General features: G+C 61.4%; 12 protein-coding genes. All 12 read left to right on the plus strand.

Annotated features, from left to right (window positions below; translation table 11 throughout):
* The first annotated feature begins 200 nt into the window (after positions 1-200).
* A complete protein-coding gene (tssA, locus tag JZX88_RS19400; RefSeq protein ID WP_110758768.1) occupies positions 201-1,256 on the plus strand; it encodes a type VI secretion system protein TssA in 1,056 nt (351 codons plus the stop codon).
* A gap of 65 nt (positions 1,257-1,321) precedes the next feature.
* The gene (gene tssB / locus JZX88_RS19405) at positions 1,322-1,831 is read left to right on the plus strand and encodes a type VI secretion system contractile sheath small subunit (protein ID WP_010973761.1); all 510 of its coding nucleotides are present in this window, start codon (positions 1,322-1,324) and stop codon (positions 1,829-1,831) included.
* Positions 1,832-1,928: 97 nt separating this feature from the next.
* Positions 1,929-3,410: a type VI secretion system contractile sheath large subunit gene (gene tssC / locus JZX88_RS19410; protein ID WP_110758770.1), complete on the plus strand. Its 1,482-nt coding sequence runs from the start codon at positions 1,929-1,931 to the stop codon at positions 3,408-3,410.
* A 55-nt stretch (positions 3,411-3,465) separates the two neighbouring features.
* Entirely contained in the window at positions 3,466-4,860 is a 1,395-nt protein-coding gene (tssC, locus tag JZX88_RS19415; protein WP_142858867.1) for a type VI secretion system contractile sheath large subunit, read from the plus strand.
* Positions 4,857-5,681, plus strand: coding sequence for a type VI secretion system accessory protein TagJ (locus JZX88_RS19420; RefSeq protein ID WP_206914488.1), 825 nt, complete (start codon positions 4,857-4,859; stop codon positions 5,679-5,681). The genes tssC (JZX88_RS19415) and JZX88_RS19420 overlap by 4 nt, the downstream gene beginning before the upstream one ends.
* Positions 5,674-6,183, plus strand: coding sequence for a type VI secretion system baseplate subunit TssE (gene tssE / locus JZX88_RS19425; RefSeq protein WP_206914489.1), 510 nt, complete (start codon positions 5,674-5,676; stop codon positions 6,181-6,183). The genes JZX88_RS19420 and tssE overlap by 8 nt, the downstream gene beginning before the upstream one ends.
* Positions 6,176-7,957 carry a type VI secretion system baseplate subunit TssF gene (tssF, locus tag JZX88_RS19430; protein ID WP_206914490.1) on the plus strand — a complete coding sequence of 594 codons (1,782 nt, stop codon included), beginning with the start codon at positions 6,176-6,178 and terminating at the stop codon, positions 7,955-7,957. Before tssE ends, tssF begins: the two co-directional genes overlap by 8 nt.
* A 9-nt stretch (positions 7,958-7,966) precedes the next feature.
* Positions 7,967-8,968: a type VI secretion system baseplate subunit TssG gene (gene tssG / locus JZX88_RS19435; RefSeq protein WP_206914491.1), complete on the plus strand. Its 1,002-nt coding sequence runs from the start codon at positions 7,967-7,969 to the stop codon at positions 8,966-8,968.
* 8 nt (positions 8,969-8,976) lie between these two features.
* Positions 8,977-10,179 (plus strand): type VI secretion system-associated FHA domain protein, encoded by a 1,203-nt coding sequence (locus JZX88_RS19440; RefSeq protein ID WP_206914492.1) that lies wholly within the window; start codon positions 8,977-8,979, stop codon positions 10,177-10,179.
* A complete protein-coding gene (gene tssK / locus JZX88_RS19445; RefSeq protein WP_065117855.1) occupies positions 10,169-11,509 on the plus strand; it encodes a type VI secretion system baseplate subunit TssK in 1,341 nt (446 codons plus the stop codon). Before JZX88_RS19440 ends, tssK begins: the two co-directional genes overlap by 11 nt.
* Complete coding sequence (tssL, locus tag JZX88_RS19450) at positions 11,506-13,011, plus strand: type VI secretion system protein TssL, long form (RefSeq protein ID WP_065117856.1); 1,506 nt, start codon at positions 11,506-11,508, stop codon at positions 13,009-13,011. Before tssK ends, tssL begins: the two co-directional genes overlap by 4 nt.
* Positions 13,008-16,496 (plus strand): type VI secretion system membrane subunit TssM, encoded by a 3,489-nt coding sequence (gene tssM / locus JZX88_RS19455; protein WP_206914493.1) that lies wholly within the window; start codon positions 13,008-13,010, stop codon positions 16,494-16,496. Before tssL ends, tssM begins: the two co-directional genes overlap by 4 nt.
* The last annotated feature ends 11 nt before the right edge of the window (positions 16,497-16,507 follow it).

Raw genomic sequence — 16,507 nt, forward strand, 5'->3', positions numbered from 1 at the left:
GTCCATTCCACAACGTGACGTGGAATAACTATGACGATGAAACCGCGTTGTCCACCCCGAAGTTTATTTTTTATCAGGTGAGATTAGGCAGTAGACGCCACAATTTAGACACATTTTGAATAAGTCTGTCTGAGGAATAGCCTCACGTAAGGGAAGTAACTACAAAAAATCAATTACTATTTTCTGGAGATAGACTGCTCTTGAACGCGCCGCATGTTAAAAGAGATATAGAATTTTTGGGAGATTGCGGAGAAAATATCCGCATCGACGCAAGAACGCGTGAAATATACTATAGAATTAAGGATGAAAGAAACCAGGCACGGACAGAAGAGCGCGCTGCATCCCCACAAGATAACTTGAAGATCTCCAGTAGCTGGGACAGTGTCAGCAATCTTGGATTGCAGATTATATATTCCGAAAGCAAGGATATCGAAATATTGGCATGGCTTGCGGAAGCAAGCCTGAGGCTGCGTGGATTTCACGGCCTACGTGAAATCTATGATCTTTGCAGCGATCTTTTTTACAACCACTGGGACTCATTGCGGTCAATCAGTGACGATAATGACGAAGAAAAATTTGCACCTTTTGCGGGATTGAACGGCATTGGCAGCGAAGGCACGCTTGTTCAGCCGCTTCGCCTCGCGCCCCTGATCCCGGGAGGGAAATTCGCCGAGCACAGTCTCTGGGATTTCCAGCTGGCGCAGCGGCCGAACGAGGGCAAACGTCGCGAGGAACTGTATCGGGCAGCCTCCGAGGCGGGCGTTGCCGCCATGTCCTCGCATCTGTCGGAGGTGAATGCCTGTCTCTCCTCGTTTGACGCAATCATGGCAGTTCTGACAGAGCGCTGCGGCCAGTCCGCTCCGCCGAGTTCCAACATACGCAACACGCTTATCGAGGCGGCTGCCGCCATTCGCACGCTGGGCGGGCGGGACCTGGAGCCGGCACCGGTCGAACAGGCGCCGGCCGCGATTGCGGGCACCGATGAAAGCGGGCAACCCGTCATACGCGCCGCCGTGGTCTCGCCGGAGGGCATATCCTCACGCGACGAGGCATTTGAAACTCTTCTTTCGGTTGCGCGTTACTTTCGCCGTACCGAGCCGCATTCACCGATCTCGCTCTCCATCGAAACGCTGGTTCGCAGGGGACGCATGGATTTCTCGGAACTGCTGGCGGAGCTTCTGCCTGAAGCGCAGGTCCGCAACGCCGTTCTGACGGCCGCCGGAATCAAACCCGGCGGAGAAAACAACGGAAAATAACAAACTCGGGGCGAGACGACGCCCCATAACAGTCATCTATGCCACGGGGCATCAAGGAGGTTGAAATGGCAAGTGTACATGAAAAGCTGGAGCGGGTTCGCAAGCCCCGCGTCCACATCAAATACGAAGTCGAGACAGAAGGCGCGATGGTGGTCAAGGAACTGCCTTTCGTCGTTGGCGTGCTGGGTGATTTTTCCGGCAATCCGACCCAGCCCCTGAAGCCGTTCGGTGAGCGCAAATTCGTTCAGATCGACCGTGACAATTTCGACGAAGTGATGCGCCGCATGACGCCGGGCCTCAATATTTCCGTTGCCAATACGCTGCAGAAAGACGGGACGGACATGCAGGTCAACCTGAAGTTCGAAAGCATGGACGATTTCGAACCCGGCGCGGTCGTGCAGCAGGTCCCGGCGCTCAAGGCGCTTCTGGATGCCCGCAACGAGCTGCGTGACCTGCTTTCCAAGGCCGATCGCTCGGAAGATCTGGAGCGGATGCTCGAGGATATTCTCCAGAACAAGACGGACCTCGCGACGCTCGTTTCCGAACTGAAGGAAAAGAACGGCGCAAGCGAATAATCGCCTGTGCGGAGGAAAACCTCCCCGAACGGCCCCCGCAAAGGGGGCTTCACCTGTTCAAGCGGCATTTTAAAGCCGCATGTGGAAGGACTGAAACATGAGCGCTGAAAGCCTGCTGAAAAACGAAGCACAGGCAACGACCGCCGAAGACCAGGGACTCCTGTCCAAGGTGGTCGCCGCAACCCGCCAGACCGAACCGGACCGCGCGCAAAATCTGCTGCGCACGCTGACCGATCAGGCCCTGAAGGGAACGGTCAAATACGACCGCAACCTCACCGTCACCCTCAACCACGCGATCGCCGAACTGGACCGGACGATTTCCGAGCAGCTCGCCGCTATCATGCAGGCGCCGGAATTCGCCAAGCTGGAAGGCACCTGGCGCGGGCTGAACTATCTCGTCAAGAATTCCGAGACGAGCGTCAACCTCAAGATCCGCGTCATGAACGCCGGCAAGCGGGAACTCGCAAGGGATCTGGAAAAGGCCGTCGAGTTCGACCAGTCCCGGCTTTTCAAGGCGATCTACGAAGACGAATTCGGCACCCCCGGCGGCGAACCGCTCGGCGCCATCATCGGCGATTACGAATTCGACAATTCGTTCGATGATGTGCAGCTGCTTCAGGGTGTCTCGTCGATCGCAGCGGCAGCCTTCGCACCGTTCATTTCCGCGGCCAGCCCGCGCATGTTCGGTTTCGAGGACTATCGCGATCTCGCCCGTCCGCGCGATCTGGAAAAGATCTTCGACACGGTCGAATATGCCAAGTGGCGCAGCTTCCGCGAAAGCGACGATTCCCGTTTCGTGACGCTCGCTTTGCCGCGAGTGCTGGCGCGTATGCCCTATGGCCCGAAAACCAACCCGATCGACGATTTCGCCTATGACGAAACCAAGGGTGCGGTGAATGGCGATCTGCAGCATGACGAATATTGCTGGATGAACGCTGCCTACGTCATGGGAACGAAGCTGACCGACGCTTTTGCGAAAAGCGGCTGGTGCACGGCGATCCGTGGTGCGGAAAATGGCGGCCGGGTGGAAAATCTGCCCATGCACGTCTTCTCCAGCGATGACGGCGATCTCGACCTGAAATGCCCGACGGAAGTGGGCATCACCGACCGCCGCGACGCCGAACTCGGCAAGCTCGGCTTCCTGCCGCTCTGCCACTACAAGAACACGGATTACGCGGTGTTCTTCGGCGCCCAGACGGCGCACAAGCCGAAGCTTTACGACAAGCCGGAGGCGACTGCCAACGCCGCCGTTTCGGCCCGCCTGCCCTATATCATGGCCACGTCGCGCTTCGCGCATTATCTCAAGGTGATGGGCCGCGACAAGATCGGCTCCTTCATGGAAGCGTCGGACTGCGAAGTCTGGCTCAATCGCTGGATCGCCAACTACGTCAACGCCAATGACGAAGCGGGTGAGGAAAGCCGCGCGAAATATCCGCTGCGCGACGCCAAGGTGACCGTGCAGGAAGTGCCGGGCAAACCCGGCGCCTACAATGCGGTCGCATGGATGCGGCCCTGGTTGCAGATGGAAGAACTGACGACCTCGCTGCGCATGGTCGCCCGTATTCCGTCCAAGAACTGAGCCCGGACCGGGGTGGTCCGCCACCCCGGCCCCGTTCATCATCCGGAGTCCGCTCATGGCGCATCAGTCCTTTCCGGACGCCCGTATTTTCGCCGACCAGCTCATCGCTCTCATCGACGATGCGCTGACCGGCCAGGTGAACGCCATTCTCCACCACCCTGATTTTCAGGCGATGGAAGCGAGATGGCGCGGGCTTGCCATGGTCGTTCGTGAGGCGGGCCGGAGCACCGATGTCAAGGTGAAGCTGCTGAACGCCAGCTGGCGTGACCTTGCCCGCAACACGGAACGCGCCACCGACTTCGACCAGAGCCATCTTTTCGAGGTCGTCTATAACCGCGAATTCGGTATGCCGGGCGGCGAACCGGTCGGCCTCTTGATCGGTGACTACGCCTTTTCCCCTGACGATCTACAGGGTGCCGATTCCATCACCACGCTGTCGCAAATCGGCATGGTGGCTGCGGCGGCCTTCTGCCCCTTCGTGGCGGCGGCAGCGCCTTCCGCCGTCGGTCTGCAGGACTTCGCCGAACTCAGCCGGGTTCACGACTTTTCCTCGCTGAAGCAGGATAAATCGCGGTTGCGGTGGAATGCGCTGCGCGCACGCGACGATTCCCGCTTCGTTGGCCTTGTCGCACCGCGCGTTTTGCTGCGCTCTCCCTACAAGCCCTATGCGCGCGGCCGCGATGACGGATTTCCGTTCCGCGAGCATGTGGCGGAAAGCGGCGAAACCCTGCTGTGGGGCAATGCCGCCTTTGCCTTCGCAACGGTGGTGGTGCGCAACTTCGTCGATTCCGGCTGGTTTGCGGATCTGCGCGGTGTGACGCAGGATGCCGTGGATGGCGGCATGCTCTCTTCCCGGCAATTGCCGCCGCTCGATCTCGGTATCGAAAGCAACGGCCTTTCCGCCCAGCCGCCCGTCGAGGTGCAGCTGACGACCGGGCAGGAACAGCAATTTTCCGATCTCGGCATCGTGCCCGTCTCCACCACCTATCTCTCCGGCATGGCGATCTTCAACGCCAACCAGTCCCTGCATGCGCCCGGCCATTATTCCAGCGAAGCGGCGAGACAGAACGCGCGTCTTGCCGCCATGCTGCAATATGTGCTGTGCGCCTCCCGGTTTTCGCATTACCTCAAGGTCATCATGCGCGACGATATCGGCCAGCTGAGCGACGCCTCGACGATCGAGCGCAAGCTGGAAGGCTGGCTTTCCTCCTACACGCTCGGCAATGACGATGCGGAAGCGGCGCTGCGCACGCGCTACCCGCTGCGCTCCGCCGGGATCAACGTCTTCGAAGTTCCCGGCAAGCCCGGCACATTCTCCTGTACCGTGCGCCTCCAGCCGCATTTCCAGCTCGATGACGTCTCCACGAGCTTTCACCTCATTGCCGAAACCATGGTGCAGCCCGCCGCCGCATCCCGGCCTTCGGCCGAGCCACAAAGGATACCCGCATGACGCTGCGCGACGACATTTCCCGCCTTCTCGATGACGACCGGCTGCAGGACGCGATCGGGCTTGCGCGCGAACACGTCAAGACGAAGCCCACCGACAAGGACGGCCGGCATTTCTATATCGACCTGCTGGTCCTTGCCGGCGACTATGAGAAGGCCGATGCGCAATGCAATCTGGCCGCAACATTCTCGCCGCAGGACAGTGTCGGCTTTTCCCTCTTTCGTCATCAACTGCGCGCCATGGCCGCGCGCAATGCGTGGTTCGAGAACGGCGCGGTGCCGGATTTTCCCGGCGGTCCATCCGAACTCGACCAGCTGGCCATCCGGGCGAATATCGCCGCACGCAGCGGTGACGCGGATGCCGCCAGAGCCGCGCTTGCTGAACTCGATGAAAAACGCGGCAATGTGCCGATCGGCCATAATGGCAAAAGCGCTAGCGATATTCGCGATCTGGACGACCGGATTCCGCATGCGCTGGAAGTGCTGACCAATGGTGGCCGCTACCTGTGGATCGATTACGGCCGCATCGAGAGCCTCACCATCGACCCCATGAGCCGCCCGCGCGACCTTGCTTTCCGCGGGGCTGAGCTGACCCTGCGCGACGGCGCGGTCGCATCCGTGCTGCTTCCGGCCATCTATCACGGCGCGAAGGACGATATCGGCCTTCTGCTTGGCCGGGAAACACGCTGGAGCGATGAGGGCCAGCCGCTGGCGACCGGGCAAGGGCAGCGCTGCCTGCTGATCGGCGACGATGTGGTGCCGTTCCACGAAATCGGCTCCCTTTCCGCCGCCACCGACGATGAAAGGCAGATCGCCCGTGGTTGATCCGCTGGAGCAATATCGCGCGCGGCAGAGAACGCTGTCGCGCTCCGTTCTGGACCGGCTGCTCGATGATGCGCCGGATGCGGAAACGGACGCGCTCGTCAGCCTGAAGGATCAGGCGCGCGAGATGCGCGAGGTGATCCGCCGCGATCTGGAGGCATTGCTCAATACCCGTCGCAACCCCGCCGGCCCGCCGGCAGCACTGAAGGAACTGTCCGACGCGCTGGTGAACTATGGCGTGGACGGCATTCTCTCGGCCAATCTGGTGACGGACGCCTCCAAGGCACGGCTCGCACGCAGCATCGAACGGCGGATTTCCCTGTTCGAAACCCGTCTGGCCGATGTGCATGTGACGATCCTGAAAAACCGCACGGATGGCGACCGGGCGCTTCGCATGCGCATACAGGCGAGCTTCCGCCTTCAGGAAGGCATGCCGCCGATCAGTTTTGAATCCCGGATCGATCCGTCCACCCAGCGTTTTCTGGTGGAGGCGACGAATGGCTGACGGCTTCCTCGAAAAATACAATGACGAACTCTTCGCGCTGCGAAAACGCGCATCGCGTTTCGCGGCGGCGTTTCCCAAGATTGCCGGCAGGCTGCGCATGACGGGGGATGTCGCCGACGATCCGCATGTCGAGCGGCTGATCCAGAGCTTCGCCTATTCCGCCGCCCGTGTGCGCCAGAAGCTGGACGACGAGTTCCCCGAACTGTCGGACAGCCTGCTGGAAACGCTCTATCCGCATTATCTTGCACCGATCCCTTCGATGAGCGTCGTTCAGTTTGCACCGAGCCCCGCGCTGGCAACCGTGCAGCCGCTTCCGCGTCACAGCGAAATTCTCGCCGAACCGGTGGGCGGCGAGAGCTGCCGTTTCCGCACGACGCAGGAGGTGGAGATCGTTCCGCTGCAGATCGCCGCGGCGACGCTTTCCGGCCAGCCGATCGATGCGCCTTTTTCAGCGTCCTTCGCCGGTGCGGCAAGCTGCCTGCGACTTTCCCTGCGTAGCACCGCGCCACGCGGCAGTACCTTCCCGGAAATGGGGCTGACGAAACTGCAGATATTCCTGTCTGCCGCCTGGCAGCAGGCGACGGCGCTTTACGAGCTCTTGACCAACCACTGCGTGGGCATGGCGCTAGCCCGTCACTCCGAGGACAAGGAGGCAGTTTTCCTGCCCGCCGCCAATCTGAAGCCATCCGGTTATACGCGCGATCAGGCCATGCTGCCCTATCCCGCCAACAGTTTTGACGGATACCGGCTTCTCACCGAATTCTTCGCGCTGCCGCAGAAATTCCTCTTTCTCGATATTGACGGTCTGCACAGGTGGAGCGGCGGCAATTGTGAGCTTTATATCTATCTGGATGCGGCGGATACGCGGCTGGAGCGCATGGTCTCCGTCAAGGATTTCGTGCTGAACGCCTCACCGGTCATCAACCTGTTCAAGCAGAACTGCGAACCGCTGAGCCTGGATGGAACACGCACGGAATATCGTCTTCTGCCTGACGCGAGGCGGCAGCGGACCCGTGAAATCTACGCCGTCGAAAATGTCGAGCTGACCAGCCGCTCCGGGCAGACGGAAAAGACTTCTCCGTTTTTCGGGCGCACCCAGCGCAACAACGGCTCGAATGTGTTCTGGCAGATCCAGCGCCGCTTTGACGACGACGGCTCTTCCGATACCGATATCGCCTTCGTGGATCAAAAGCGCGGGCCGCTCGGGCCGCTCGACATGGTGGCGAGTGTCGATACGCTCTGCATCAACCGCGAATTGCCGAGCCAGCTTCCCTTTGGCGGTGGACACCCCTTCCTCCAGCTTTCAGCCGGCAACGAAGCCGTGAAGTCCATCCATGCCCTGATGCCGCCGACGGCGGCCATTCGCGTCAACGAACGCTCGGCGCGCGAATGGCGGCTCATCTCGCATCTGCTGCTCAATCATCTCTCGCTTTCAGACAATGGCGGCGCTCCGCTCAAAGATATTCTGTCGCTCTATTCCTTCAGAGACAGCCCGGAAACCCGGCAGCTGGTTGAATCGATCAGCAATGTCGAGGCCCAGAATTCCCACGCCCGCATCGGCTCGGCGATGGTGCCGGGAACCGACATCATCGTGGAATTCGATCCGGCACTCATCGCACGCCCCGCCGCCTTCATTTTCGCCAGTGTGCTCAACCACTTCTTCGGCCTCTATACCTCGATCAACAGCTTCACCCGGCTGACGGCGACGATGCGCGGCCATTCCAAACCGATTGCCCGCTGGCCAGCCCGCGCGGCGGACCGGCCTTTGCTCTAGGAGACCGGGATGGAACAGCAGATACCGACACTGAAAGATCAGCAGGCCGCTCTTCTCAGCGCCGATCCCGGCCGTTTTGATCCGGCCACCGCCTTTCGCGTTGCCCAGCACGTTTCGGATGACGGGCTGACGATTGCGGCGCATGGTGGCGTGCAGCCCACGGCGCTGGCGATCAGCGGGTTCGGCCGCAAACACGGTGTTTCCCAGCTGAAATCGGCCTTCGCCCCGATTGTCGGACCACTCGGTTCGCTGCCGCCAGCCTATGGCGAATTGCTGCAACGGGAAGAGCGCAGCCGCTCCGGCGCACTGGCGAGCTTCTTCAATCTGTTCGCAGCCAGATTCAGCGAGCTGTTTGTAACCGCTTCGGAAAAATATCGCCTCGCCAGGGGACTACGCTGGTCCGATCAGGGAAAAAACAACGGTTTCCGCAAGACGCTGCTTGCGCTTACCGGCTTCCGCACGGCCGGCCTGACCGAGAAAGCCGGGGTGAGCGAAGATACGCTTCTGCGTTTCAGCGGGCTTTTCGCCAGCCGCAACCGCAATGTCTCGGCGCTCACCTCGGCCCTTTGCGAATTTACCGGGCTTCCGGTCGTCGTCGAACAGTTCCGCCGGCGATGGGTACCCTTGCCGCTTCACGAACAGAGCCAGCTCGGGCAGGCATCAGGGCTGCGGCTGGGGCAGAATACCACGGCGGGTAGCGCCGTGGAGGATATGAGCGGCGGCTTCCGCGTCGTCATCGGCCCGGTCGCCTATGCGGATTATCTGGCACTGACGCCCGGATCCAAACGGCTCGCCGAGATATTCTCGCTGACACGGCTCTTCGTCGGAAGCGCGCTCGATTTCGATGTGCAGGTGATCCTGAAAAAGGAGGATATTCCCTTCTGCCAGCTGGGCCAGCCCAATGCTCCCGCCCGTCTTGGCTGGAACAGCTGGGCCCGCGTGGCACCGGCACAAAAAGACAGCACCGACGCCATCGTGACCGAGCGGGAAGGCTCGGCAATCTCCGGGTGAGGCATGACATGAAACTGGCGCTCAGGCACACACAGAATATCGGGGCCGCAAAACCCGGCCAATGGAGCTTCGAGCGCGGCCGCCGCGTCATCGGCCGGTCGCGGGATTGCGACTGGCAGATCGACGACGATGAACGGCGCGTTTCCAAGCTGCATTGCACGCTCAGCCGCGATGGTGAAGGTTTTACGATCGTGGACCAGAGTGCGAACGGCACGCTGGTCGATGGCCGGCTGCTGCTCGAAGGGGAGAGCGCACGGCTGCAGGATGGCTCGCAGATCAACATCGGCGGCCAGATTTTCCAAGTGGTCATCAGCGGCGATGCCGAACTGGATTTTTCCGATCCCGATGCCTCCCTGCGGATGAGCGACGAACCCCTGACCATCTCCGCAATCCTTGCCGATATCGCCCCGAACGGGCGCTCCGCCGGCGGGGTGCTGGGCGGCACGCTGCCGCAGGATGACTGGATGGAAACGGGCGGCAATGCCGCCGGCCCGAAACCCAAATCCATTTCACGCAATGTCGAGATCGGCTGGAGCGCCCCGCCCAAGGCCGGCGGCATGGGTGCGGTACTGCCGGAAGACTGGGATGAAGAGCCGGCCGCAAGCAGCAGGCACGAGCACACGGACGCGCTGAACACGCCGGTCATGATCGCACGCCCGGCATCACCGTCGCAGGGCGAGGATTTCGACAGCGTCTTTCCGGATGAAAACGAAGACCCGGCCGCAGAAGCAACATGGCCAGCAGAAACCTCCGGCGCAGAGGCAGGGATCGGCGATCTTCTGACCGCGCTCGAAAGGGAAAATGCCGAGTGCATGGCCGTTCTCGACATCGAAAGCGATCACGCCGCTGCCGCGCCACATGCGTCACTAAGCGAACGCCTGGAAACCCTTATTCATCAGCAGCGTCGGCTTACCGCCTCTCTTGAAACGCTCATGCACACATGCACGCAGAAACTCGAGCCGCGGCTTCTCGAAGCCTCGGTCGATGCCGGAAACGATATTCGCGCGAAAATCGAGCGCAGGGACTGGCAGTCGCTGATCACCAGGACCGATTACTGGTCCGCCTACAAAAAGCAGTTTGAAGAAAACGGCCGTCAATTGCCGGTCAGGCAGTTTCTGCAACGGGCAGCGCGCGGTGACGCCGCGCCCAGTGCAGAGCCTGACGCGATGACGAACGATGCCAAGGGGGTAAACAACCACGATGAGACATGAAAACCGTGTTGCCTGGAGCGAAGGCATGTTTCTTCGCGTCCAGCATTTCCAGCAATCCGACCGCTGGACGGAGCGCCTCGTGCGCAACACGACGCGCAATCTTTCTCCCTATCCCTGGGGCATTGCCGAGATCGGCATGGACCGCAGCGCGCTGTCGATCGGGCAATTTGCCCTGTCGAACCTGCGCGGCGTTCTTCCCGATGGCACCCCTTTCGAGGCGCCGGAGGATTCCGACCTGCCGCCGCCGCTCGATCTCGATGACAGCGTCAAGGACGCCATCATCTATCTCGCCTTGCCCGCCCGCCAGCCCGGCAAGGCGGACATGTCCGCATCGGGCCGCAACGACACCAACAATGTGCGCTTCACCGCCTCCAGCTATGAGGTCTCCGACACCAATATCGAGACGGATTTTGTCGCCCCCATCGATGTCGGCCGTCTCAGCCTGAAATTCCTCAAGACCGGCGACGACCTTTCCGGCTACGATCTTATCGGGCTGGCGCGGGTGATCGAGGTTCGCTCCGACCGTGCGGTCATCCTCGATCCGGATTTCATTCCGCCCAGTCTCACCTGCGCCGCGGCACCGCGTCTCAACGAGTTGCTGACGGAGCTTCTGGGGATCGTGCGCCACCGCGCCCAGGCGATCGCCGAGCGCATCGGCGATCCGACGATCCGCGGAACAGCGGAAGTGGGCGATTACTTCCTGCTGCAGATCCTCAACCGGGCCGATCCGCTGCTTTCGCATCGCGGCGCCAACGCCACGCGTTTTCACCCCATCCGTTTTTACGAGGACTGCATCCAGCTTGCCGGCGAACTCGCCACCTTCACGACGGACAAAAAACGGGCGACGAATTTCCCGCCCTATCGTCATGATGATCTGAAGGCCACCTTCGGCGCGGTTTTTGATGATCTGCGCACGTCGCTTTCGGCGGTTCTGGAACAGGCGGCCGTTGCCATCGAACTGGTGGAGCGCCGCCATGGCGTGCGTGTCGGCACCATCCACGACCGTACCCTGCTGCGCGATGCCGGTTTCGTTCTTGCGGTACGTGCTGATATGGCCGCCGAGGACATTCGCCGCCGGTTGCCGGCACAGATCAAGGTCGGGCCGGTCGAGCGAATTTCGGAACTGGTCAATGTCGCGCTGCCGGGCATTCCCGTGCGCTCGCTACCCGTTCTGCCGCGGCAATTGCCCTATCGTTCCGGCACCGTCTATTTCGAAATCGACACGACATCACCGCTTTGGAAACAGCTCGAGACATCGGGCGCCATCGCCCTGCATCTGGCGGGCGAATTTCCCGGGCTTGAGATGGAAATGTGGGCGTTACGCGAATGAGCAACGAAAAGCCCTCCTCCTGGCAGGATTTGCCGACGGTGGTCGAAATCACCGAGGAAAGCCGCCGCCGCAACCAGAACGCCCGCAACATGGCGACGATCCTCGAAGACATCATCGAGACCGACGAGCCGGCCGCCCGGCCGAAAGGCAACACGACCGCCATGCCGGTCGACCAGCTGCTTTCCGGCTTCCGCTTCGGTGGCGAGGATGTGCCGACGCTGGTACAATCGGCAGCGCCGCTGCTCAATCTCGCGCATCTGTTGCGCTTCAGCGACGCCCAGCCGGACCCGGATCATCTGCGCCGTGCCTGCCTGGAAGCGATCACCCGCTATGAGCGCGATCTTGCCTCCGCCCGCATCAGCGCCGAGCGGGCACGGGCCGCGCATTATGTCGTCTGCGCAACGGTGGATGATGTCATTCTCAGCAAGCCCTGGGGCGTGCGGGCAGGCTGGGCGCGCTCCGGCCTTGTGTCCACCTTCCACAATGATGTCACCGGCGGCGACCGGGTTTTCGACATTCTCGACCATTTCCACCAGTCGCCCGGCGCCAACAAGGATCTGCTGCTGCTGATCTATCTGTGCCTGTCACTGGCCTTTGAAGGACGCACCCGCGTTTCACCGAAGGGCGCGCTGGAGCTTTCGCGCATCCGCGACAGTCTCTACAAGACGCTGATCGGCCAGTACGGCGCTTTCGAGCGGGAACTTTCACCGCACTGGAAAGGTGTCGAGGCCCGGCATACGCCATTGCGGACGATGGCCGCGCTCTGGACGTTGCTGTCCCTGATGGCGCTCGCCTTCGCGCTTGGCTATCTTTTCTTCACACTGTCACTCAACAGCGCATCCGATGTCACTTTCGAGAGGCTGGCCCATCTGCCTCCAAACGAGACGCCGAGCGTGCTGATTGCAAGCCCTCCGCCGCAACCACCGGTCAAAGTCGATATTCCCAGGGTCGTGGAACCACCCAAGATCGTGGAACCGAAGCAACCTTCCCGGCTTGAAAAGCTGATGGCCTTCCTTCAGCCGGAGGTCGAAAAGAAGCTGGTCACGCTGGCGGATGTCAACGGACGACTGCGCATACGCATCAATAATTCAGGCCTTTTCGCCACCGGCAGCGCCGAGGTCAGCCCGCAGTTCCGCGATCTGATCCAGCGTATCGGCGGCGCGCTCGCGGCGGAAAAATTCCGCGCGGTCGTCATCGGCTATACCGATAACGTGCCGATCAAGACCGTGGAATTCCCATCCAACTGGCATCTTTCCGAAGCGCGCGCCAAGGCGGTCGGAGACATTCTTTCGCAATTCGCCGGCCCGGAAGCAATCCTGACGGAAGGCCGCGCCGACAGCGACCCGATCGCCGACAACAAGACGGATGAAGGCCGCGAGATAAACCGCCGAACGGAAATCATGGTCCTGACCAACCCCGATGAAAAACTGAGCGACGCCGGCATTCTCTCGCCGACCATAGAGAACAGTTCAGGACAGCAGCCGGGAGAGGCGCAGCCATGAATCCATTGAGTTATTTTTATACGATCCGCTCTTATGTCGAGAGCTATGCGGCCCTCGTCGGACGCCGCTTCCTGTCGCTCCTGTGGGTGATCGCGCTTTGCGTCGTTATCTGGTTTTACGGCTACCTGATTGCGCTCGGCGATTTCAAGCCGCTTGGAACGACGCAGGCCCGGCTCATCGCCATCGGCATTATTCTAGCCATCTGGCTGATCTACATCGTCGTCACGATTTACCGCGGCCGCAAGCAGGACAAGGAACTCGTCGACAGCATCGAGCGCGAGGCTCTCGCCAACCGTCAGGCCGAGATCGGCGAAATCCAGACACGCCTGAAGGAAGCACTGGCGCTGTTGCGGCGCGTCACGAAAAAGCGGTTCGGTTATATATACGATCTGCCCTGGTACGTGATCTTCGGCGCACCGGGCTCCGGCAAGACGACGGCGCTGACCAATTCCGGCCTGCAGTTTCCGCTTGGCGATGCGCTCGGCGAAAACGCGGTGAAAGGCATCGGCGGAACGCGCAACTGCAACTGGTGGTTCGCCGACGAGGCGATACTGATCGACACGGCAGGGCGTTACACCACGCAGGATGATCTCGATGGCTCATCGAAAGCCGGCTGGGAAGGTTTCCTCGGCCTTCTGAGACGATATCGCCGTTCGCAGCCGATCAACGGCGCATTGGTGACATTGTCCATCCCCGATCTTCTCACCCGCGATCCCGAGGAGCAGCGACAGGAGTTGCGCTCCATCCGTCAACGCCTTTCGGAACTGGATGAATATCTGCACGCCCGCGTGCCGGTCTATATCGTGCTGACCAAGGCCGACCTCCTGCATGGCTTCGTGGAATTCTTCGACGGTTTCAACAAGACCGATCGCCAGCAGGTCTGGGGCACGACCTTCAAGCTGGATGAGAGCTATTCCGCCAAGGACCTGCCGCAACGGCTGACGGAAGAGTTCGAACTGCTGCAGCAGCGGGTCGACGCGATGCTGATCGAGCGCCTGCAGCAGGAACAGAATGCGGAGATACGCGGACGTATCTTCCGTTTCCCGGCGGAACTGGCGCGGCTGAAAGACCGGCTTCACGAAGCTCTGAGCGAGCTTTGCGCAAGTTCCCCCCTGATCGAGGCGCCGCTTCTGCGCGGCGTCTACCTCGCTTCGGGAACGCAGCCGGAAACGGAACGGCCTGTCAGTGCACCACGGGCTCGCCGCAGCTATTTCCTTGCGCGGCTCTTCAAGGATGTCATCTTCCCCGAGGCCGCGCTGGTGATGCGCGACAAGCGCCTTTCGGGGCGGCAGCTGCTTGTCCGGCGCATTGCCTATACGGCCTGCGCGGTCGCGGTTGCCGTCGTTTTCACGGGCTGGATTTTCACCTATTTCGCCAATACGCAGGCGCTGGCGGAAGCCGACCGCAAGCTCGGCGCCTATGAGCAGCTGGTGCAGGGCATTCCCGTGCGCGATGTCGCCGATGCCGATTTCCTGCGCATCCTTCCAGCACTCGATAATCTGCGTGACGTCAACTCCGGCTTTGCCCGGGAGCGCGTGTGGAATGTCAGTTTCGGCCTCGATCAGGAAGACAAGATCGCCGGGCGGCAGCGCGATGCCTATCAGCGCGCGCTGAACGCCCTTCTGCTGCCGCGCATGATCGTGCAGCTACAGAAACAGCTGAAGGACGAAAAGGATGTCACCCGCACGTTCAATTCGCTGAAACTCTATGGAATGCTCGGCGGCATGGGCGCATTGGACCGGGATTTCCTGACAATGCAGACGCATCAGATGTTCGCGTCCCTTTATCCCGGCGACGGAAGGGCGGCGGCCCGGGAGGCGCTGGACCAGCACGCAAGGGCCCTGGCGGATGGCGTACTCGCCCCGATCGAGCTTGATGCCCGCCTCATCGACACCGCCCGCGAAACCATCCGCGACCAGGCGATCGGCACCCGTGCCTATGATATTCTCGCCGGCCTTCCGCAGGCGCAGGAGCTGATGGAATGGACGCCCGCCACGGCCTTCGGCCCGCTTGGAGAACGCGCTTTCGAACGCCGCAGCAAGGCCCCGATGGCGGAGGGCATAGAAGGCCTCTTCACGGCGCAAGGATATCGCAGCGTCGTCATTCCGCAGATCGCCCATGCGGCGCGTATCGCGCTTTCGGAAGGATGGGTGCGTGGTTCCGACGACGCGATCCGCGGCGCGACGGTCGAACAGGTGGCACAGGCCGCGCTGCAAATCTATTTCGACCGTTTCGAGAAGAAATGGGCCGATACGCTGGCCGATCTGAGGGTCAAGCCCTCCCAGACGCTGGGCGACGCGGTGGAAACAACCCGCGCCCTCGCCAATGAGCGCAACATTCTGGTGGAGGCGGCAAAATCCATCGCCGAAGCGACCGATCTGCGCCCCAGTGTGGGCGCAAATCCGGCCAGCCTCGCTTCCGCCGCCGAAGGCGATGCGACGGCGGCCGTTCTTGCCGCCACCGTGAATGCGGCGGACCCCTATGCGCGATTGCGGGATATGCTGGCGGCCAAGGGAGCCACCCCGGCGGCAGGCGCGGAAACCAATGGCGGTAAGGCAGCGGGCTCTCCAGCGGAGCAGCTGCTTTCCAATTTCAAGATGCTGAACGAGCAGCTCGCCCGCTCTGCAACCACGTCCGACGAGGTCGCCAAGGTGTTCGATGTGGACAGCCAGCTGACCAAGGCCAATCAGGATCTGCTGCAGCAGGCACGCCAACTGCCGGCGCCGCTCGACGTCTGGGTGGCGGGGGTGGCGGCCGATGTCGGCTCGCTTGCGGTCAAATCCGCACGCAGCCGTATTGCAGACCTCTGGGCGGCCGATTCAGCCTCCCTGTGCTCTTCGATCGTGACCGGGCGTTATCCTTTCGACCGGTCCTCCTCCCGCGATGTCGCCATTGCGGATTTTACGCGTCTGTTCGGCCCGACCGGAGTTTTCCAGAGCTTCTTCAAACAGCGCATGGAACCTTTCGTTGACAAGACGACCACCCCCTGGAGCTGGAAAGGCACCTTCGGCGCGGCCGGCATTCCAAGCAGCGCCATCGCCCAGTTCGAAAATGCCGACAAGATTTCGCGTGCCTTCTTCCCGAATGGCAGCGAGACGCCGGCGGTTTCGATCAATATCAAACCCGTTTCGCTCACCAATGCCTCCAGCGCCGTGATGCTGGAAATCGAGGGTGAGCGGGTGGTCTATTATCACGGCCCGATCCAGGCGAAGTCGATCACCTGGCCCTCCCGTGAGAATACGGCGAGCCTGTCGCGCATCGCCTTCCAGCCGGGCGGCTGGCAGCAGGCGAAGACCGAAAACGGCGACTGGTCACCATTCCGCCTGTTCGACGGCGCAAATATCGAAAGCCAGTCCGGTGATCTTTTGCGGGTACGGTTTGATAATGGCGGCCAGACGGCCGAATTCGATATTCAGTTCGGGTCGGTTCTCAATCCATTCAGACTGGAGGCGATGTCGAGCTTTGCCTGCCCCCAGCAGTTTTGACGGCAGGCGGC

Source organism: Agrobacterium sp. OT33, from assembly GCF_017313365.1.
GTDB classification, from domain to species: Bacteria; Pseudomonadota; Alphaproteobacteria; order Rhizobiales; family Rhizobiaceae; genus Agrobacterium; species Agrobacterium rhizogenes_A.